This window comes from Polyangiaceae bacterium (assembly GCA_020633205.1).
Lineage (GTDB): Bacteria > Myxococcota_A > Polyangia > Polyangiales > Polyangiaceae > JAHBVY01.
Genome location: JACKEB010000012.1, coordinates 413049 through 434548, shown reverse-complemented (window position 1 = coordinate 434548; position 21500 = coordinate 413049). Strand labels below are relative to the sequence as shown.

The window sequence follows — 21500 nt, the reverse complement described above, 5'->3', positions numbered from 1 at the left end:
CTACGCGCTCGCGCTCCCTGCCCTTCCTCAAGTCATCCCGATGTGGCGTCGCAGCGTGAACGCCGACTCGCTCACCCAGAAGCGCATCAGGTCGTCGATCAGCGCCATGCCCTGCGCCAGCGCGGCGCCGCGCAGTCCAGCCAAGTCGCCCTCGGTGCGTCGCAGGAGATTGATCGTACCCGGCAGATCATCCGCCACCACCAGTGCGGCGCGCGCGGAACTCAGCCGCAACCTGCGGCACCACTCCTCGACGTGCGTGACAGGTTCCCCCGAGTAGAGCGGCGCGCTCTCCTCGAGTGCCTTGCGAGTTCGCCGCGAGATGGCCTTGGCAATCCGTCGTGAGAGGTTGTCGAGTTCCGCATCCGCGCCGCCGAATCCGGGGACGAAGGCGCGCGTAGTCGCGTTGAGCAGCTCTTCGATGTGGCGAGGCATCAGCTTCTCCACGGCGTGCACACCTCGACGAATGCTCGCCATCGCTCGGGCGAAGAGGAACACCTGTTGGCTCTCTGCGAGTGTCGTGACGTGAGCAGGGACGAGTAGCGCCGGCGGATCGCCGAACTCCACTTCGACGCTGCCGGCGTGGGCGCGGTGCACGTAGAGATCGAAGTTCTCCACTCCGAAAACTCGGGCCACACGGTCAGCCAGCACGCGCAACGGATCCCCGGAGCGCGCACTGAGGCGATCTCGGGAACTCAACCCGTAGCGCTCAAGCTCAGGTGTATACACCTTCCCGAGGCCTTCACTCACCAGCCACAAGAGCTCCACGCCTCGTGCCCCGCCCGCGCCCGCGTCGACACCACGGTAAGCCACGGAATCGAACCCACCGGCGATGGCGCTCGCTGGCCGCGGCGGATTGGCGTCCAGCGTGGCCCGCTCGAGATCGTTTGCTGCGCCCAGCACCACGAGGGGCGCCAGCGCGAGGTTTCGCTCACGAGCGCGCCCCATGGCGCCCAGCGTCTCGGCTAGCTCGCGCCAGTACTCCGCGCCATCCACGTCGACCGTAAGCAGCTTTCTCAGCTCATCGGCGGCCTGAGCGTGGTGCCCCGCGGATCGCAAGCGGCGCGCCAATGCGTGACGCAAGCCCCGATCCTCCGGGAACGCCGCCGCAGCCTTCTGCAGCCCTGCCAATGCGCGATCCCGCTGTCCCAAGCCTTCGTCCAAGACATCGGCGACCTTGAGTTCCAGGGCGACGCGGTCTTCCGAGCTTAGCTGGTGGTTTGCCGCGTATTGGATCAGCGCTTCGGCCTCGCGCTCGAGCACTTGCTTCTTCGCGGTTCCGTCCAGCGCTCGCGCGTGACGTTCCAGGTCCGGCACCGCGCTCATGCCCACCAGCGCCACCGCGTCTGCCAGCGCACGGGCAGCCGCGTCGGGATGACCCCGCTCGGCCTCCAGTTCCGCAAGGAGCTGATACGATTCCGCGCGCTCGAGCTTCGTACCCGACACCATGATCAGCTGCTTTGCGCTCGAATACGCAGCATCCAGATCTCGACGTCGGCGCTGGATCCCGATCAGGCACTGCAGCGCCTCTCGGCTCTCGGGCTCTCGATCGATCACCGCCAGGACACTGCCCAGCGCGCGCTGGTCGTCGCCCAAATGTTCCGACAGAGTCTGCGCGTGGAGCAGCTGAGCGCGGCTGAGCAGCTTGTCATCAGGCTTCATCTGAATCGCCCTCGACAGGCGGTCTACGGTCTCGGCCCACTGACCGTCACGCGCGTACAACTCCGCAAGCTTCACCAATGTCGCGGGGCTGTCTGGCTCATCGCCAAGCACGCGGTTGAGCGCGGCGAGCGCCGCCGGCAAGTCTTGCTTCTGCTCCGCGAGGAGGTCGGCGATGGCGTTCCAAAGCGCGGCATGTCGGGCTTGAAGCCGAGCGGAGTTCGCCGCGTGAAGCAGAGCGTCGTAAAGTTCGTCCACCTTGTCTTGGAGCAGCAAGGTCTCAGTCAAGCCTTCAGCCGCCCCAGCGTGATCCGGGTGAACCTCGAGCGCTTGCAGCAGGTCCTTTGCCGCAGCATCTAGATCGCCGCGCTCGCGCTCGGCCTTCGCGGCGAGCACCAACAGGTCCGCGCCGCGATCCAAGTCACGTGAGACGTTCAGCTCGTACTCCGCGGCTTCGCGGAGCAGCGCGCGATCTCCAGACTTATCGGCCAGCCGCGCGAAGCCCTTAGCCGCACGGTAATTGTCTGGATCGGCTTCGAGCGCTGTTCGGTAGGTAGAAAGCGCCGCCTGGTCGCCCGCCTGCTCGAGACACTCACCAAGCCGTGTGCGGTGAGCCGAGGACAGCCCAGGGTCGTCAAGGGCCGCACCCAAGCGGGCGTCGACTTGGGTCAACAGCGACTGGTCGCCGTCCTCGAGCGCCGCGAACTCCAACGCGGAGAGCGCCAGCGGGTCCTTGGGGTCCACGTGGAGGATCGAGATGTACGTGTGTTTGGGATCGCCGCCGCTCTGCTTGGCCGCTTGGAGGCGCGCAAGATCTCGCAAGGCCGCAACGCGGGCCCCGGGGTGACTCAGCACCCGAGAGAGCGTGGCGTAGGTCACTCCCAAGCGATCCCAAGTGCCCAATCGCTCATACAGGCCGCACAGCGAGAGCAGCGCGGGCAGATGCGACGGATCGCGCTCGATGGCGCCTTCGAAGCACTTCGCTGCCCGAATTGGCTCGTTCAGGTCGTCTCGCAGGATCTCTCCGGCAGCCGTGAGCGCGCCAACGGCCAAGAGTGGATCTCGCGTCTCTGCCGCCTGGCGTTCGAGCTCGTCGACTAGCCGCTTGTGCTGATTCTGTGCCGCGAGGATACGCACGCGTCCATCGAGCGCGGGCCTGAAGTCGGGGACGGCCGTGATGGCCGTCTCGTACGCTGCCAGGGCTCGGTCAGGCTGGCTCAGACGATTTTCATGCACCTCGCCCACCGCCAGCGCAATGCGCGCCTTCGGCTCGTCTTCTTTGCAGGCCGTCAGCTCGAGTTCCAAGAGCTTCACGTACTCGGACCACTCTCCACGCTCAGCGTACTTGCGTCCCAGCGCCTGGAGCGCAGGCGTGTAGAAGGCATCGTGCTCGATCGCTTGGCGGTAGTACTTGATGGCTCCGGTCTCGCTCCCGATGCGCTCCTCGGTGATTTCACCGATCTTGTGTAGCAGCGCCGCTGACTCGCTGCCCTTCGGCAGGATGGCTAGCTCGAGCTCGTAAGTCTTGACCAAGTCCTCCCAGCGGCCGAGGCGGAAGTAGACGCGACCAAGGCTCGCGAGGTTGGGTACGAAGCAGCGGTCCTTCTCGAGTACCTTGCGGTAACGTTCTAGCGCCGCCTCGTCGTCGCGAACGTGGTGCTCCATGACCTCACCAGCGCGATGCAGAAGCGGCACGACCTGCGCCTTGTCCGTCGTGCGCTCGGCCTCTGCCTCGAGGCCCCCAACCAGCTCCTTCCAACGTCCTGCGCGTTCGGCCGCGCGCTGCCAAGCGTGGATGGCGCCGAGGTGCTTTCCGTCGATCTCCAGAATGCGCTTGTACGTGGCTACCGCGTGACCGGGAGACTCGAGCTCGTCCTCGTGGAGGCGCCCGATACGAAACAGGTACTCGATCTTGGTGTCAGCGTCCTCGGTGCTCTCGACGCCGCGCTCGTAGAGCTCGAGCAACTCCCGGTGCTTGCCCGACTGGGCGAAGAGCCGGGTGAGCGCCTTGAAGGCGCCCGGGTGCTTCGGGTCCAGGGACAACGCGCGGCCGTAGTGCTTCTCCGCCTCGGCATGGTTCGAACGCTGCACCTCGAAGACGTCCGCCACGCGAGCATGCGCTTGTGCTTTCCGCGGGGTGTCCTTCGTGGCCTCCGCCTCGGCGAGATGCATCGCGATGAGTGCTTCCCACTCCTTACGCCGCGTGTAGGAAGAGCCGAGCGCGGCCAGAGTCGGCGCGTGAGTTGCGTCCACCTCGAGGGCTCGCTTGTACCAAACCTGAGCTGCGGCATCGTCGTTGAGCCGCTCCTCGACCAGCTGCCCAAGCCGGTGCAACAACAACACGCGACTCGCGGCGTCTTTCGTATGCGTCACCAGGCGCTCGAGCACGCCGACACGCTCCGCGTGCTTGCCGGACAGATCGTAGGCCTTGGCGAGCTGCTCGAGGATCATGACGTCGTCAGGTGACTCATGGCTCGCCCGCTCGAGATCCGCGATGGCTTTGTCCGCATCTGCCAGGCGATCCCGTTCGAGCGATGCCGCACGGTACCAAGCCATGGCACGGACGCGGGGGTCAGTCGACGTCTGTGCCTCGCGCCCGAGAGCAGCGGTCAGCTCACGCCAGCGCCCTTGGCGATGCAACAGGCGCTTCAACGCCACCAGGGCCGAGGCAGAGCGCGGCTCAGCCTCCAGCGCCTCGCCGTAAAGCTCGATGCTGTCCCCTGATTGATCGCGGTGGGCATCGAGCAGGCGCGCCCGCGCCTCCAGGGTCGCGGCTCGAGCCTTGGCGTCGCTAGCAAAAGCCAGCGACAGCTGTTCCAGGGCCTTGTCGAGCCCCGGCCAGTCGTTCTCCAGGGCGGCCAAGCGCTCCAGAGCGCGCAGCACGGTGGTGTTCTGCTTGTCCAGCTCGAGGGCGCGCTGGTAGGCCGCGCGGGCTTCGGAGCGCAGCTTGAGTTGGTCCTCGTACAGCCGACCCTTCTCGTACCAGATCTGCACTTTGCGCTCGGTCGATGCGGTGACCTTGGCCTCCGCGTCGAAGAGTGCGAGCGCTTCCTTGTGCTTTCCGAGTGCAATCAGCAGGCGACGCGCGCCGGCCAGGGCCGCGGTCAGCTCGGGAGCCAAATCGACGGCAGACCGATAGTGGTGCTCCGCCTTCTTGAGATCAGCTAGGGGGAACTCGTAGAGCCTCGCTGCTTCATAATGCAAGCGACCACGGCGACGCGCGTCCCGCTCGTCTCGGATCAGCTCCTCCAGTCCCTTCACCTCCTGCCCCATGCGGCGTTTCCACGCGGCAAGCGGGTCAGCCTGCGTCGCGTCGGCAGTGGAGGCGCGATCACCCGTCGCGAGTACGGGCGCTTCCCCAGGCGTGCCGGAGAGCAGTGTCTTTGCGGTCCCGCTCGCAGCGGGCGCGGGAGACAGGCGACCCGGATCGCTGATGCGGTTTACCTTGGCAATCCCAGGCGCCAATGGATAGGTCGGCGCAGGGACGCCGAGCAAGGTTCCAGAAGCGGCGCTCGCTCGGTCCTTGACGCCGGAGTCCGAGACCTTGGGTTCCACCGGTCGCGGGGGAGCAGCTTTGGGATCCGAGGGACGCTTACCGGGATCGCTGGTGCGCTCCGGAGCGCTCGCCTTGGGGTCGCTCTTGCGCGGAGGCTCGGGCGGCGAACCCGAGGCTCGTGGATCACTATCGCGCTTCACCTCAACTGGGTTGCTAGAAGCCCGAGGGTTGCTGCCAGTTTCTTTTCCCCGCGGAGATTCATCATCCCCGCGCCTTGGGGGCGGCGGTGGCCGAACCGAGGCCGGCGCGCGCGAGCCACGGGGTGGTGGCGGCGGCCGAACCGCGGGCACCGTTCCAGACGTCTTGCGCGGAGGAGGCGGTGGCCGAACCGACTTGGGCGGTCTGGCCTGGTCCGGCTCGACCTCCATCGGCTCGAGGAGACTGGTGTCGTCGGATTCGTCCGGCCGCGGTGGACGCGGCACGGAGCCGTCACCGGCAGGAGGCTTCGCTTTGTCAGCCATTCGCCGACCTAGGCTAGCAGAAACGCGCGGAAATTTGGTTCCACATGCGTCCGGCGAATCGAGTGTCCTGCTCCGCTAGCCGCAGCGCGGCATGCTCCCGGAGTCACGTACGGAACGTCGCTCCGCCCGAACGCCTGACCTCCCCCCCAAAAACGACCAGCGCCGCGGAGTTTGAAAACGCTGGGGTGCTCTGGCTAAGGTCGCGCCCCAACCTCACCGAGGACGTCCCCAATGACCGACGAAGAGATCATCGCCGCCCAACGAGCCCGCTATCAGTGTACCGACGACTTCGGTCCGGAGCTCGCGCGGTACGGGCGACCGATGCACCTGTCGCAGAAACCCTCGGAGCCAATCCGTGCGCCACGCGGGTCGAAGCGCACGGCGAAGAGCTGGGACGCCGAGGCGGCGCGCCGCATGTTGATGAACAACCTCGATCCGCAGAACGCGATCGACTGGGAGAGCCTGGTCGTCTACGGCGGTAGCGGGCGAGCGGCGCGCAACTGGCGCGAGTACCACAAGATCCAAAAGGCCCTGCAGGAGCTGGAACCCGACGAAACACTGTGCGTTCAGTCTGGCGCGGCGGTCTACGTCGCGAAGACCCACGTCCACGCCCCACGGGTGCTGATTGCAAACAGCAACATCGTCCCGCGCTGGGCCACCCAGTCCCATTTCGATCAGCTCGATCGTCAAGGGCTGACCATGTACGGGCAAATGACCGCCGGTTCATGGATCTACATCGGCACCCAGGGGATCCTTCAAGGCACCTACCAGACGCTGTTGGCGCTGGCGGAGAAGCACTACGGCGTCTCGACCTTGGCGGGCAAGCTGGTGGTCACCGCAGGACTTGGTGGCATGAGCGGCGCGCAGCCCATGGCGGTCACCATGAACGAAGGCGTGGTGATCAACATCGAGGTGCGCGGAGACCGCGTGAAGCGCAAGGTCGATGAGGGCTATTGCGACCGCATGACGAGCGACCTCGGGGAGGCTCTCGGTTGGGCAGAGGAAGCGAAACTAGCTAAAAAAGGCTTGAGCATCGGCTTGGTTGGCAACGCCGCGACGATCCTCCCGGAAATGGTCAAGCAAGGCGCCATCCCCGACATCATCACCGACCAAACGTCTGCTCATGATCTGGGCGCGTACATCCCTGAAGGCGACCTGGCCGAGCTCGATGAGCTCCGCGGCAAGGACCTCGCGGAGTACCACCGGCGGTCTCTCGCCAGCATCGCCAAACATGTCGAGGCCATCCTCGAGATGCAGCGCCGGGGCGCGATCGCCTTCGACTACGGAAACAACCTGCGCGCTCAGGCTGAGGCGGCGGGCCTCAGCGTCCGCGACGCCTCAGGCCAGTACTTGTATCCGGGCTTCGTCCCCGCCTACATCCGTGAACTGTTCTGTCAGGGCATGGGGCCCTTCCGCTGGGCCGCGCTGAGCGGAAACCCGAACGACATCCACGTGCTCGATCAGGAGCTCTTGCGCCTGTTCCCTGACAACGAGGGGCTCGCCCGCTGGGTGAAGTTGGCAGGCGAACGCATCCCCTTCCTCGGACTTCCCACGCGGATATGTTGGCTGGGCTACGGGGAGCGCGCGCAGTTTGGCGAAGCCATGAACCGCCTGGTCGCCGACGGGAAGCTGGAGGCGCCGATCGTGATTGGGCGCGATCACCTCGACTGCGGCTCCGTGGCGTCACCTGACCGCGAAACCGAGGCGATGAAGGATGGCTCGGACACCATCGCTGACTGGGCGCTCTTGAACTTCGCGCTCAACACGGCCTCGGGCGCCTCCTGGGTGAGCTTCCATCACGGCGGCGGAGTGGGCATCGGGAACTCCTTGCACGCGGGCATGGTGATCGTCGCCGACGGAACGGCGGAACGCGCCGAGCGACTGAACCGGGTGCTCACCGTCGATCCAGGGATCGGCGTCGCGCGTCACGCCGTGGCCGGCTACGAGATCGCTCAGGAGACCGCAAAGCAGAAGGGCATGAAGCTGCCGTGAGCGGCGCCCCAGATTGCCTGGTCCTCGGGGCACGACAAGTCATCACGTGTGCCAGCGCTGCGGAGCGCGCCCGCGCGGAGGTGGGCGAACCGGGCGGGATATCGGCAGCCCGAGGCAACGCACAAGGGGAGCTCGGCACACTCGAAAACACGGGAATTGCCCTCAGCGGCGGCATCATTCAGGCCATTGCCCCGAGCGCGGAGCTCGCGGCGCGCTTTCCTGAGGCAAGAGTCGTCGACGCCCAAGGCGCGTTGATTTTGCCTGGATTCGTCGACTGCCACACCCACCTACTGTTCGCCGGCAACCGCGCCGAAGAGTGGGAGCAGCGCATGGGAGGCGCGAGCTACCTTGAAATCTTGAAGCAAGGCGGCGGGATCCGTCGCACAATGGCGCATACCCGCGCGGCAACGCGCGAGGAGCTGAAGAGCCACGCCCGCCTCTGGCTGCGGCGGATGCTCGAGCAGGGCACGGTTCACGTCGAGGCGAAGACGGGCTACCGCCTCGACCACGACGGCGAGCTCGAGATGTTACGACTTCACCGAGAGCTCGCGGCCGAGGGGCCTCAGGGCATCACCAGCACCTATCTCGGCGCTCACGTGGTGCCGCCAGAACATCGAGAACAACGAGAGGTGTACCTCGCTCTCGTCGATGAAACCCTGCGCCAGGCGGCAGCCGAGGGGCTGTGTGACTTCGTCGACGTGTTCTGCGAAGACGAGGCTTTTAGCCTCGCGGAAACGCGTCATATCCTGGAGCTAGCGCGCTCACTTGGGCTCGGCTTGAAGCTCCACACCGAACAATTCACCTCGAGCGGTGGCACGCTGCTCGGCGCGGAGCTCGGCGCCACCAGCGTGGACCACCTGGAGGTCGCGACGCCCGAGGACATCAAGAGCCTCGCGGCAGGCGAAAATCCGCCAATTTGCGTGCTCTTGCCCGGCGTTGCGTTTCACTTGCGGCTCGAGACCCACGCGCCGGGTCGAGCGCTCGTCGACGCCGGAGTACCGGTGGCCCTTGCCACGGACTTCAACCCTGGGTCGAGCCCCACGCCATCCATGCCCTTGATGATCGCTCTCGCGGCGCGCACTCAAGGGCTGAGCGTGGCTGAGGCGATTGTCGCGGCGACCCGCAACGCGGCGTGCGCCGTGGGTCGCGGCGACGCCCTGGGCACCATCGAAGTCGGCAAGCGTTGCGACGTGCAGCTGGTCGACGCGCCAGACTATCGCTACCTGGGCTACACCTTTGGTTACAGCCCGGTCCGCCAGGTGCTGATCGCCGGCGAACCGCAGCTCTAGACCAACGAGAGGCGCGCCTCAGGTCCAGTAGGCAGACACTTCTGCGGCGACGTCCCGCTCTCCGCCGCCGGACACGGCGCGCAGCCGGATGTTCTTGGCGCCGGAGAGCTCCAGTACTGCCTCGCAAGCCCCGAACAGCCCCTGCCAGAGGTTCGCGTCGAAGCCGGAGCATCCGCTGAAGCGCAGCAAGCAGTTGCCGCGGTTCCTCTCGACGACTAGCGCCTCGCCGGTGTCGTAGTACTTGCGGAAGATCAGCGGTGTCTTGCCGATCACAAAGCCAGGGTCCATGAAGGAGATGAACACCTTATGTACCCCACGGAAATAGGACTTGGACCCCATGTAGCCGAGCTTACGCGCTAGCTCTCTGCCGCTACCGCTGAGTTCTTGGGCCCCTTCGTGCAACGCCGAGAGCCAGGAGATGGGGTACCAACCCCCTGCGATGATGCGCCCGTATGCGAGCCCTTCAGCCAGCTCGCCGGGGAGCAGCTCCAAGATCTGTTGCTGCCCTCGGGAACCGAACAGCGTGCCGAGGTTCCCGTAGACGCCACGCAGCGGCAACCCGTTGCATAACCCAACGTCCACTGGCTGCACCCGGATCCGCGCGCCGGAGCTTGCGTCAACAGGTTCGCGAAGCGACCCAGGTGCTGTGAAGCCCTGGGCGCCTCCTCGCCCTCCATCCCTCATGAGTGCGACCCTAACATGCTCTCGCCGAGACGTTGTCGCACAAACGTACGCGACCGCTCGCGGGTGCCTCGCGGCAACGCACGTCGTGTATTCCCTGCCCTGACACTGACTGCCGTCACCACCCGACTCACTCCCCCATACGGACCGATCCTCTGATACGGCGTCACAGGCAGACAGCTCCCCACCCCGCCACAGCTGAACGCTTCAGCAGCTGATGAGACCCCACCGTTTGACCGAAGCTGCTTTCCCGTCCATGGCGCGTCGGTTGAGTGATGCCCTCCGGGGGGCGGTCTTTTCATGCAGAAAAAGCCGAGTCTGGTGGCTAGGGTCAAGGCGAGCCCAACTCATATCCAGCACGGTTAAACTCCGCGGCTTGGAGGTTCTTTCCATGACTCAAACTCCCCGCCAGCGTTTCCCCTACGGTTTCTCCATCTACGCTCCCCTTGGGTGCGCCCTGCTCGCCGGCCTGGCGCTCGCGGGGTGTGGAGACAGCGGCAACGACGAAGGCAGTGGCGGCACCGGCGGCGACGGAGCCACTGGTGGCACTCAAAATGGTGGCACCGCGGGCGTCGCCGGAAGCTCCGGAAACGGAGGTGCCAGCGGCAGCACGAGCGGAGGCAGCGGCGTTGGCGGCAGCGGAAACACCGGCAACACCGGGGCTGGTGGCAGCGCGGGCAGCGCAGGTGCTGGAGGCAGCGGCGGTGGGCAGCCGAGCGGCAGCGTCCCCTTGTTCGTGGCTCAGGGACATCTCGGGCGCACGCTGATCAGCTGCGACGATGGTCAAACCTGGACAGCGGACCGCTCCGACGACGATCAGCACACTTGCTGGAGCCAAGACGCCAATGACATCGAGTGCGATCACCAGTCCACCGCCGGTCGCGGCCTGGTGTACGTGCCGAGCACCGCTGATGAGCCGGGAACGTTCGTGACCACTTTCGGCTGGGGGCAGCCCGGGAGCATCCGGACCAGCACAGACGGTGTGACCTGGACGCCAACCCTGACGGGCAAGACGTTTGCGATGCTCGCTTATGGAAGCGGCACCCTGATGGCCGGCGCTCACGTCCCGATGCGCTCGAGCGACACGGGCGTGCAGTGGGAGAACACCGCGGATCCGATGCTGAGTGTCTGGAACGCGCGCACCATCGGTTACGCCGCCCACGGCAACGGGCTGTTCGTGGTGGTCGGCGGCGACGGCGGCCAGCAAGACATCGTGCTCTCGCCGGACGCGGGTCAAAGTTGGTTCCACCCGGATACACTCCCCGGCGAGTGCGGCGCAAACGTACGCGGGGTAGCGTATGGCGCAGGAGCAATCGTCGTGATGGGAGAGAGCACCGTGTGTCACTCGACCGACGGCGGCAAGACCTTCATCGCTCAAGCCATGGGCGCCAACGTCACCTCGACGGTGCTCTGGGACGGCTCACGCTTCATCGCCTTCAGCCAGGGCAAAGCCCACACCTCGAGCGACGGCGCGAGCTGGAACACGACGGACCTCTCGCAGAATATCCAGATCGGTGCCGTCGCCGTCAGCCCCGAGGGCACGTTCGTGGGTGTCCGCGGCGGCTGGCAGGTCTGGTACTCGAAGCAGGAGTTTTACCGCTCCACCGACGGCATCAACTGGACCACGCTGCCGAGCAGCGCCTTCAACGGCGGTCACCCCATCAACTTCATGACCTTCGGCTACGGTGCGCCAAGCAGCGCTTGCCCTGCGCAGTAAGACCAATCCAGCAGATCCAAGCCATTCAACCCAGGCAGCGCTTACCGCGGCTCCTTGACTGGTGGCGCCGTTCGGGGCCGCGGGAGCTTCGCCGTTGCTCCCGCCTGGGTGCTTGGCTAAGTCACCGCGCGTGGGCTTTTTCGAGTTCGAGAAACGCTGGCTGCGGTCCATCTTCAACTGCGTGATCCCCTCGGGTCAGAGCCGCCTGCTCCCCGAAGGCGCGGCGGATGTGCCGATGGACGGCTTCATCGACGACCTGCTGAGCCACGCGCCAGCGCAGTTCTGCCTTGGAATGCGCGCCTGCACCTGGGCGATCACGTGGGCGCCGCTCGTCGTGCTCGGGCGCTTCAAGAGCTTTCACTCCCTGAGTGCCGAGGAGCAGTATCGCGTACTCGACGTGATGCGCTCGAGCGACGTCTACCTGATCCGTGAGATGCCGCTCTTGTTCAAGACCATCGGCTGCCTTGGCTACGGTGGGCTGCCCCGCATCCAAGCTCGGCTGGATATCGAACCCAGGGATTCCACCGACCCCGACTGGGCGCGCCCGGGAGCGAAATCGTGAGCGGCCCAGAGAAGCTCGCAAAGCGCGGGATTGCCTCCCTGAAGGACGTACGGAGCCAAACCTCCGTTGAGGACAGCGCCGACGTCGTGATCGTGGGTAGCGGCGCCGCGGGTGCCACGGCAGCGCGCGTGCTGACGGACGCTGGGCTCGACGTGATCTTGATCGAAGAAGGCGCACATATCCCCACGGATAAGCTTCGCTCCGATGCGTACAGCTCGTTCAAGCACCTGTGGCGCGATATGGGCTTTCAAGTCGCCGAAGGGCGCGCGTTCACGCCGGTGCTCCAGGGTCGCGCCGTGGGTGGCACCACTGTGGTCAACGGCGCAATCATTCATCGCCTACCAGAGCCGATCTATGACCTGTGGGCCGCGGAGCACGCCCTGGACAAGAGCTTCAGCTACCGGCAGCTGACGGATGTCTTCGATCAGCTGGACCGTGAGCTCAGCGTCGGCACGGCCCCTGACGATGTGTTCGGGGTCAACAATCAGCTGATGCAGCTCGGCGTCGAGGGGATCGGCGCACGAGGCAATCGCATCCGTCGCAACGTGAAGGACTGCCAAGGCTCTGCTCACTGCAATCAAGGTTGCCCGACCGCTCGCAAGCAGAGCATGGATGTCTCGTATGTTCCCCGCGCGCTCGAGCGAGGCGCGCGCCTGTATGCTCAGTGTCGCGCGGAAACAATCTTGAGTAAGTCAGGGCGGGTTTCGGGGGTGAGGGGCCGATTTTTGGACCCCGTGACCAAGGAAAAAGGGCCGCGTTTTAGCTTTCATGCTCGGCGCGCTGTCGTGCTCTGTGCGAGCGCCATCCAAACTCCGCAACTCCTGCAAGCAAACGGCTTCGGGCGCGCCAGTCAATTGGTCGGCGAGCGCTTGCAGTGCCACCCGGGCACCGGCGTCGTTGGCGTCTTCCCGAATCCGGTGAAGCTCAGCTTTGGCGCAACTCAAGGCTTCGAGACCACGCATTTCTGGCATGAGCGCATGAAGTTCGAGAGCGTCGCCATGCCCCTCGAGTTCGCCGCTGCTCGCCTCCCGGGTGTGGGACCAGAGCTGATGCGTGAGCTAGAGAGCTTCAATCACCTCGCCATTTGGGGCGTGCAGGTGCGCGCCCAGGCCCTGGGGAGCGTGCACCGCAACTTCTTCGGCGGGACGAAGATCCAGTACGACATGCTCGATAGCGACATCGAGATCCTGAAAGTCGGTGTCCAGCGCCTGATCCGCATGATGTTCGCGGCGGGTGCCACGGAAGTCTTGCCCGGCATTCATGGTCTGCCAGATCGCATCGACTCGGCGGACGCAGCAGAGAAGCTCTTCAGCTTGCCCAATGACCCGCGGCTCTTTCATTGCATCGCCGCGCACTTGTTCGGCACTGCCAAGATGGGCCTTTCGAAATACTCCAGCGTGGTGGATCTAAATGCTCAGGTACACGACGCGCCTGGGCTCTACGTCTTCGACTCGTCGGCCTTCCCGACCAACATGGGCGTCAATCCCCAGCACAGCATCTGTGCTTTCAGTTGGCTGATGAGCGAGCGACTCGCGAGCCGCAAGCACTGAACTTTTCCGCTGCGATCCCGACTTCGCCCGGCGTGCTCAGCCAGGGCGGCATCGCAGGGGCGCTCTGGGCGCGAGTCTTCGGCTCGGTTTCAGCCAAGTTGCCGCACGCGCACGCTCGCCTAACGGTCCTTTGGTGGGACTCGCAGAGGCGGCGCCCGTGATCGTTTCTTCTCGCTGAGGGATGCAAAGTCCGCGTGGAATTGCAGTCAGATCGCGGGTTTTCCAGCACGCCAGAGCCACTGCAGAAAAGTGCGGGCGCGGTTTGCGCAGCCAAAAGCTGACAGCTACTCCTATTGCACACCCAGCGACGCTCGTTCCCCCGAGGAAAGGCGTCGCGCCCACACACTATCCGCTGAAGCAGGCGGCCCGGCTCGCGCAGTCCCATGACGCGTCGCCGCGTGCCGTGCTGCGTCCAGGAGGTCCCCATGCGTTCGTGGAAGCTGTCTCGAGGGTTTGCTACCTTGGTCTGCCTGGTGTCGCTTGCAGGCTGTGACGCGTCGGGCGGCGGTGGCTACGCCACCAACGGTGCGCCCCAGAGCTGCGCCGAGGCGCTCTCCTGTTGGGACCGCTGCGTGTGCTCCACCGGAGACGAGCAGGCGTGCCTGGCCGCCTGTGATGGTGACCAAGGAGGTGCCGGCGGCAGCGGTTGGCCGGGCGGCGACGGCGGCAGCGGCGCCGGGCCGTCCGAGACCGGAGGTAACGGCGGAGCCGGAGGCAGCGACCTGCCGCCGAGCAGCACCGGCGGGACCACGGGCAGTCCAGGCAGCGGCGGCTCCCCTAACCCCCCCGAGCCCGATCCCCAACCAGTAGCTGGGCTCGACTTGCTAGAAATTTCCGCTTGGCAATCTGTAAAGATAAAGCTGATGCGTGACGGTCAGTCACTGACCGATAGCCTCAACGCACCTGTTGTCGCGGGGCGGGACGCCTTGCTCCGCGTCTACGTGCAAAAAGAGGCAGAGTGGGAGCAGCGCGCGGTCCAGGCGAAGCTCTACATTGACGGAGTCGAACAAGGCGCACAGACCTTCACCCCGAGCGGCGAATCCAACGCAGCTGACCTCTCGAGCTCGATCAACTTCCAGGTGCCAGGCAGTCTGATCACGAAAAGCGCCAAGTACAGCGTCGCGCTCTTCGAGCTCGACCAGAGTCAGCACCCGGGTACCGTCGAGGGCTCCCGTTACCCCGCGGATGGCGACACGCTCCTCGGAGCGAGTGAGGTGAACGGCGCCTTCAAGGTGACCCTCGTCCCTGTGACCATCAACGGCTACACCCCAGATACGAGCCCAGGTCGCATCGAAGCCTATCGTGAACAACTCAAGGCGATGTTCCCCGTCGCGGACATCGAGCTGAACGTGAGAGAGACGGTCGGTTACGGCGGCAACGTCACCGCTTCCAGCGGCTGGGGTAACCTCCTCGACACCGTCCAGGCGCTGCGCCAGGACGACAACCCTGCACCAAACACCTACTACTATGGTTTGCTCACCCCAGCTCCCTCCATGGGCTCGTTCTGCAGTGGAGGCTGCACTGCGGGGCTCGGCTCCGTACCGGGACCGAACAGCGACTATTACCGCGGGGCAATTGGCCTTGGCTTCTTTCCTGATGGAAGCTTCGGTGGCTCCCCGGACACGATGGCGCATGAACTCGGTCACGCTCTTGGCAGGCCTCATGCGCCCTGCGGCGGAGCAGGCGGCCCCGACGGGAACTACCCCTACTCGGGCGGAGAAATTGGCAGCTGGGGCTTCGACCAACGCAGCGGACAGCCGCTCTCGCCGAGCGGACTCTACGACTTCATGGGCTACTGCGATCCGACCTGGATCAGCGACTACAACTACAGCCTGCTCTTCGAACGCGTGAGCTACGTGAATGCGAACCCGAAGCTCATCTCGAACGATCCGCTGCGCAAAGCCGGGAGCTTCGCGAGCTACAGCGTCTCCGCGGCGGGTAAGCTCGAGGCCCTGGGAGTCGTCGAGCTACGTCAGTCCGCGATGGGCGAAGCGCGCGAGGTCGATGTGGTGCTCACGAGCGGCGAGCACACTCGGCTCACTGGGTACTACACCCCTTACGCCGACGCCGAGCTCGGCGGTCACCTGCTCGTGCCACGCCGCGGGCTGAACGTGCAGAGCGTCACCCGTCGCTTGGGCAACGCCGTTGAAGGCTTCATACCTGCAGCGAGCGACGTACCGCGCCTCACTCGCTGAGTTGCGCTCCCATCTGGATCAGCGAGGCGTCACTGCCTCGCCGCCGCCTCGCAAGTGCGGCGCAGCTAGGGCCTGCTGTCCCCTTTGCGAGCTTGCTCAGGTCTTGCGACCGATGAGCGGAGCTGTCAGGGTGCAGCAGCCCATGCGCGCTTCGCCTGAGACTCCCGACGTCACCCAAAATTCACGCTTCTGGATGGTGAGAGGCATCAAGCGGCGCCTCGCGAGCATCGCGGTAGCAGCCGCCTGTTCGCTAGCTACGACGACCGCACTCGCCCACGGCGCGTTTCCGCAGTCCGCGTTCGTGTATGAAGATCCGAGCGACGCGAACCGCCTCTGGGTGGGCGCGTCGTTTGGCCTTTTGACCTCGCCGGACCGCGGAGACACTTGGTACTGGCTGTGCGAGGAAGCGCCCGACTACGAAGGCGTCAAACCGAAGCTGGATGTGAGCGCGAATGGCGCGCTGCTCGTTGGCAGCTTCGATGGCGTGTCCGTCAGCAGCAGCCTCGGCTGCGACTGGACGGTCCCGGATGGTCCAAAGGACAAGTTCGTATCTTACGTCCACACGGAGCAATCCGATCCTCACAGCGTGCTCGCACTCGTTTCCATGGGGCAACCGGGCAATGTGTTCTTGAACCAAGTCTGGGCGTCTGCCAATGACGGGCAGAGCTTCACTCAGCTGGGCGCAGACTTGGACACCGGGCTGCTCGCCTTCGCGGTGGTTAGCGCCAAGAGCGACGGTCAGCGCATCTACGTGACCGGGAACCTCAAGCCTGCGGGAGGCGGCGCCGCAGAGGGCATGCTCCTGGTGTCCAGCGATCGCGGCCAGACCTGGGATTACCGGGCGATCCCTGGCGCCGACTCAACGAATCCTCCGCATGTGCTCGGCGTCCATCCCACCGATCCGGATCAAGTGTTCGTCCGCATCGACGGCGACGCGCGCGATCAGCTGCTGGTGAGCAATGACGCAGGCCAGTCGTTCACCCAGCTCCTCGACAAACAAGCGGAGCTCTTCGGCTTTGCCGTCGACCCCGATGGAACGACTCTGCGGATCGGCTTCGGCGACGCCCGCGACCCGACGCTCGACGTGGACGAAAACGATGTTGGGATCTACTCGTCCGCGATCAGCGGCTTGAGCGCCACGAGCTTCACCCGAGATCTCGACGGCGCCATCGGTTGCCTGCGCTGGATTGGGCCCGAGCTGTACGCCTGCACCAGCCAGTTCTTTCACGGCTACGAGCTCGGTCGCTCCACCGACGGCAAGACTTTCGAACCCGTGATGACCCTGAGCGGGGTCGACGATGTGTTGAGCTGCCCCGCCGAGAGCCGTGCAGGTCAGTACTGCCCAGCCAAGTGGCCAAGCACCTGCGCGCTGATCGGAAAGTGCGTTCCAGGTGAAGACGCCGGTGCAGGCGGAAGCGCTGGCAATGGCAGCGGCGGCACGAGTAGCGGCAGCGGTGGGTCGAACGGTGGTGGGGACGACGGTGGCGGCTGTGGTTGTCGCATGCCAGGCGCAGACAGCACTTCCCCAGCCTCCGACGCACGCCGCGGGGCGTTCTTCGCCGGTCTCGCACTGATCCTCGCTGGACTGTGGTCCCAAAGCCGGCGCAAGAAACACAAAGCAAAGAAAACCGGCGCCAAGAGCACCTGACGCGCCATCGCAAGGCCCAGGGAACTTCGGCCTTCGCCAAGCGGCCCCATGTGCTATGAGCGGGCCCGTGTCCGGCGCTCGTTCTGCCCCGTCCAACCAGAACCCCGAGACCCTGATTTTTCGAAACGTTCGCGCGATCGACCCCGCGACGGGGTTCGACCAAGTCGTCGACGTGGTGATCGAAAAGGATCGGATCCAGGCCTTAGGTGTCGGAGCTGCAGAGCCCGCGCTCGCTTCGGAGAAGGCCCGTGTCATCGATGGGAACGGGCGCTGGCTCGTTCCCGCGTTCGTCGATCTTCACGCCCACCTCAGGGAACCAGGGCAGGAATACAAAGAAGACATCCGCTCGGGCCTGCGGGCTGCTGCAGCCGGTGGCTACGCCCACGTGTGCGTGATGCCCAACACCAAGCCGGTGAACGATACCCGCGCGGTGACGGAGTTGATGCTCACGCGCGCCAGGGAGGTCGGAGGCACGAAGCTCCACCCAATCGGAGCCATCACCCTGGGGCAGCGCGGCGAGGCGCTGACGGAAATGGGTGATCTGCGAGACGCCGGCGCGGTGGCCGTTAGCGACGACGGCGTGTGCGTCATGAACGCCCAGGTGATGCGGCGCGCCCTCGAGTACGCCAGCAACTTCGACATGCCGGTGATCCAACATGCAGAGGATCACGATCTGACGGCGGGCGCCGTCATGCACGAAGGCGAAGTTTCCTCGCGGTTAGGCTTACGAGGTTGGCCACGGGTTGCGGAGGACATCATCATCGCCCGCGACATCCTGCTCGCGGAGTACACGAAGAGCCGCTACCACGCCGCGCACATCTCGACCGAGGGCGCCGTGCGCTTGGTTCGCGAGGCAAAAAGCCGCGACTTGAAGGTGACTTGCGAGGTCACCCCGCACCACCTGTTGCTGACCGACGGCGCGGTGATCGGATACGACACCTTCTGCAAAGTGAATCCGCCGCTGCGCGAGCAGCACGATGTGGATGCTCTCGTCTCGGCGCTGGCGGATGGCACGCTCGACGCGATCGCCACAGATCACGCGCCCCACTCGCCCCTCGAGAAGGAGTGCGAGTTCGATGCTGCGTCGCCGGGCCTGATGGGGCTCGAGCTTTCTTTCGGTCTTCTGCTTGAGTTGGTGCGCACCGGTAAGGTACCCCTCGAGCGGCTGCTGCACGCCATGAGCACCGGCCCCGCGAAGATCGTGGGTATCGAGGCTCCCAGGCTCGCCGTCGGCGCCGTCGCCGAGCTCACCCTGGTGGATCCCTCGCTGGTGTGGCAGCCCAATCAGGTCACCCTGCACACGAAGAACAAGAATACCCCATTCATGTCTCACCCCATCACCGGCCGCGTGCTGATGACTCTCGCCGGAGGTCGCATTGCCTTCGAAGCCAGTGAAGTGAGTGAGAAAGGAGCCACCGCATGACTTCCAGCGCCGGAAACAGCCGACGCAAGGCCTACCTCGCCCTAGCGGATGGCAGCGTGTTCGAAGGCTTCTCCTGGGGCGCCGATGGTGCCACCACGGGTGAGGTCGTCTTCACGACCGGGATGACGGGCTATCAAGAAATCCTCACGGATCCGTCCTACTCCGGGCAGCTCGTGACGATGACCGCTCCGCAGATCGGCAACACCGGCGTCAACATGGACGACCCGGAGAGCGTCGACGGCAAGCCTCAGGTCGCTGGCTTCATCATCCGCGACCCCAGCCCGAACACATCCAATTACCGTGCGGAACAGCCCCTCGGCGACTACCTGCAGCAGCACGGCATCGTCGCGATTGGCGGCGTCGACACGCGTCGCCTGACCCGTCTCTTGCGGGACAAAGGCGCGCAAAACGGCGCCATCGGCACTGAAGACCCGAGCACGTTGGTCGACCGCGCCAAGTCGGCGCCCAATATGTCCGGGCTCGACTTGGTGAGCCGCGTCACGCCGAAGGAGCGCTACGAGTTCACCCAGGGGCGCACGGACTGGGCGGTGCCGTTCCAGTTCTCGGATCTTTACCGCCCGGATCAGGTCAAACCGCGAACCTCGCAGTTTCATGTCGTGGCCTATGACTACGGCGCCAAGAAGAACATCCTGCGCTGCTTGGTCGACGCGGGTTGCTGCGTCACCGCGGTCCCAGCGTCCACGTCCGCGGCTGATGTGCTCGCCCTCAACCCCGATGGCATCTTCCTCAGCAACGGCCCTGGGGATCCCGCCGCTGTCGACTATGCGGTGCAGAGCATCCAGGGTCTCCTCGGCAAGAAGCCCATCTTCGGGATCTGCCTCGGTCATCAGCTGCTCGCGCTGGCCCTCGGGGCCAAGACCTACAAGCTGAAGTTCGGCCACCGTGGCCTGAACCAGCCCGTGAAGGACCTGACGACCTCCCGCGTGGAAATCACGAGCCAAAACCACGGCTTCGTGGTCGATGTGGAGTCCATTGGCAGCCTCGCCAAGACCACGCATTTGCACCTGAACGACGGGACCAGCGAGGGCCTCGCAGCGCCAGAAGCCAAGGCCTTCAGCGTGCAGTACCACCCGGAGAGCGCCGCCGGTCCCCACGACTCGCTGTACCTCTTCGACCGCTTCATCGACTCGATGAAGCAAGCTTGAGTCGCGCCGGTCCGGAACCACACGCGCTCCGCCGGCTGGCGGGCTTGCACCGCATGAGCTAAACGAGGCGACCTGAGTCGCGCGTCTGGCAGTTGTGCGGCTCAGCCGACTCCGGCCGCCGACCGGCCCAAAGGAAGCGTGAAGACTCCCACCATCCACTTCGTCAGCCTCGGCTGCCCCAAGAACCGCGTCGACAGCGAGGTGATGCTGGGCGTGGCAGAGCGCGCTGGCTACGCCCACACCGAGCAGCCCGACGATGCGTCGGTGATCGTAGTGAACACCTGCGGCTTCATCGACGCTGCGAAGCAAGAGTCCATCGACACCATTTTGGAGATGGCGCGCTTCAAGGAGAGCGGTCGCTGCGAGCGCCTCGTGGTCGCCGGCTGTTTGAGTCAACGGCACCCGGATGAGATCGCCGATGGCATGCCCGAGGTCGACCATGTGCTCGGCTCGAGCGACATGCTCAAACTCGAACGCGTGCTGAAGGGCGGCGCAGACCGCATGCTGGTCGGACAACCCGCAGACTGGGTCGTACACGCCAGTGATCCGCGAGTCATCAGCACCCGCGGCGCCAGCGCCTACGTGAAGCTCGCTGAAGGCTGCAATCGCAAGTGCTCCTTCTGCGTGATCCCAGATCTACGCGGAAAACAGCGCTCCCGGAGCGCAGACGATATCGTGCGCGAGGTCGAGCAGCTTGCCGCAGCCGGCGTGCTCGAGGTCAACCTAGTCAGCCAAGACACGGTGAGCTACGGCCGCGATCTCTCGGGTTCCACCAAGATCGAGACCGGCGTCACCGGCAAGCGCTTCGATGCCTCTGCCCTGCGGAAACTCGTGGAGCGCGTGGCGGACGTGCCTGGGATCCGCTGGGTGCGGCTCTTCTATCTGTACCCCGAGAAGCTCGGCGACGATTTGCTGGATTTGCTCGGTTCGCACCCGCGTGTGCTGCCCTATGTCGACATGCCGCTCCAGCACGCGGCGGACGGCATGCTGCGCCGCATGCGCCGGGGTCACGGTGGCGCGCGCTTGCGAGAGCTGGTGGAGCGCATGCGCAAGCAGGTTCCGAATCTGACTTTCCGCACGGCATTCATTGTTGGACACCCCGGTGAGAGCCAAGCAGAGTACGACGAGCTCTGCGATTTCGTGCGTTGGGCCGAGTTCGATCGCGTCGGTGTCTTCCGCTACAGCGACGAGACCACGAGTCATTCCTACCAGCTCGGTGACAAGGTGCCCGCCCGTGTCTCCTACGATCGCGCCCGTCACCTGATGGCGATCCAGCGCAAAATCAGCCGCAAGAAGAACCGCGCGCTGCTCGGCAAGGAGCTCGAGGTGCTGGTCGAGGGCCCGAGTGAAGAGCACGAGCTGGTGATGGTCGGTCGCCATCCAGGGCAAGCCCCGGAGATCGACGGCTCCGTCTTCATTTCTGGTGGTGAGGTCGCCCCGGGGGAAATCCACCGCGCGCGCATCACGCAGGTCACCGACTACGACCTCCTGGCAGAGGTCGCGGAAGACTCTGCACCCTTGGCTGGGGGGGAGGCGCACCGAAGTGCGCTGAGCCACCGCTCGAGCGACGGTCGGAAGATCAGCCTCCGCACCGTGAGCTAGCA

General features: G+C 65.3%; 12 protein-coding genes. 10 read left to right on the top strand and 2 right to left on the bottom strand.

The genetic code is table 11. The features are described 5' to 3' along the window. Positions 1-27: 27 nt before the first annotated feature. Entirely contained in the window at positions 28-5352 is a 5325-nt protein-coding gene (locus H6718_13960; protein MCB9586503.1) for a tetratricopeptide repeat protein, read from the bottom strand. A gap of 642 nt (positions 5353-5994) precedes the next feature. Between H6718_13960 and hutU the strand changes: the two genes are divergently transcribed. Both hutU and H6718_13950 read left to right on the top strand, forming a co-directional pair. After that, complete coding sequence (gene hutU, locus H6718_13955) at positions 5995-7665, top strand: urocanate hydratase (GenBank protein ID MCB9586502.1); 1671 nt, start codon at positions 5995-5997, stop codon at positions 7663-7665. After that, positions 7662-8954, top strand: a complete 1293-nt coding sequence (locus tag H6718_13950) for an imidazolonepropionase (GenBank protein ID MCB9586501.1) — start codon at positions 7662-7664, stop codon at positions 8952-8954. The genes hutU and H6718_13950 overlap by 4 nt, the downstream gene beginning before the upstream one ends. 18 nt (positions 8955-8972) lie before the next feature. On the opposite strand, the gene H6718_13945 is transcribed toward H6718_13950, so the two are convergent. Then, positions 8973-9638 carry a hypothetical protein gene (locus H6718_13945; GenBank protein ID MCB9586500.1) on the bottom strand — a complete coding sequence of 222 codons (666 nt, stop codon included), beginning with the start codon at positions 9636-9638 and terminating at the stop codon, positions 8973-8975. Positions 9639-10026: 388 nt separating this feature from the next. Between H6718_13945 and H6718_13940 the strand changes: the two genes are divergently transcribed. From H6718_13940 to rimO, 8 genes are all read left to right on the top strand, one after another. Next, the gene (locus tag H6718_13940) at positions 10027-11352 is read left to right on the top strand and encodes a hypothetical protein (protein MCB9586499.1); all 1326 of its coding nucleotides are present in this window, start codon (positions 10027-10029) and stop codon (positions 11350-11352) included. 130 nt (positions 11353-11482) lie between these two features. Further along, positions 11483-11914, top strand: a complete 432-nt coding sequence (locus H6718_13935) for a hypothetical protein (GenBank protein MCB9586498.1) — start codon at positions 11483-11485, stop codon at positions 11912-11914. Further along, the gene (locus H6718_13930; protein ID MCB9586497.1) at positions 11911-13464 is read left to right on the top strand and encodes a GMC family oxidoreductase; all 1554 of its coding nucleotides are present in this window, start codon (positions 11911-11913) and stop codon (positions 13462-13464) included. Before H6718_13935 ends, H6718_13930 begins: the two co-directional genes overlap by 4 nt. Before the next feature lie 425 nt (positions 13465-13889). Continuing rightward, entirely contained in the window at positions 13890-15659 is a 1770-nt protein-coding gene (locus tag H6718_13925; GenBank protein MCB9586496.1) for a hypothetical protein, read from the top strand. Positions 15660-15771: 112 nt separating this feature from the next. Then, positions 15772-17307 (top strand): hypothetical protein, encoded by a 1536-nt coding sequence (locus tag H6718_13920; protein ID MCB9586495.1) that lies wholly within the window; start codon positions 15772-15774, stop codon positions 17305-17307. A 55-nt stretch (positions 17308-17362) separates the two neighbouring features. Beyond that, positions 17363-18730: a dihydroorotase gene (locus H6718_13915; GenBank protein MCB9586494.1), complete on the top strand. Its 1368-nt coding sequence runs from the start codon at positions 17363-17365 to the stop codon at positions 18728-18730. After that, complete coding sequence (gene carA / locus H6718_13910) at positions 18727-19896, top strand: glutamine-hydrolyzing carbamoyl-phosphate synthase small subunit (protein MCB9586493.1); 1170 nt, start codon at positions 18727-18729, stop codon at positions 19894-19896. Before H6718_13915 ends, carA begins: the two co-directional genes overlap by 4 nt. A gap of 138 nt (positions 19897-20034) precedes the next feature. Next, entirely contained in the window at positions 20035-21498 is a 1464-nt protein-coding gene (gene rimO / locus H6718_13905) for a 30S ribosomal protein S12 methylthiotransferase RimO (GenBank protein MCB9586492.1), read from the top strand. The last annotated feature ends 2 nt before the right edge of the window (positions 21499-21500 follow it).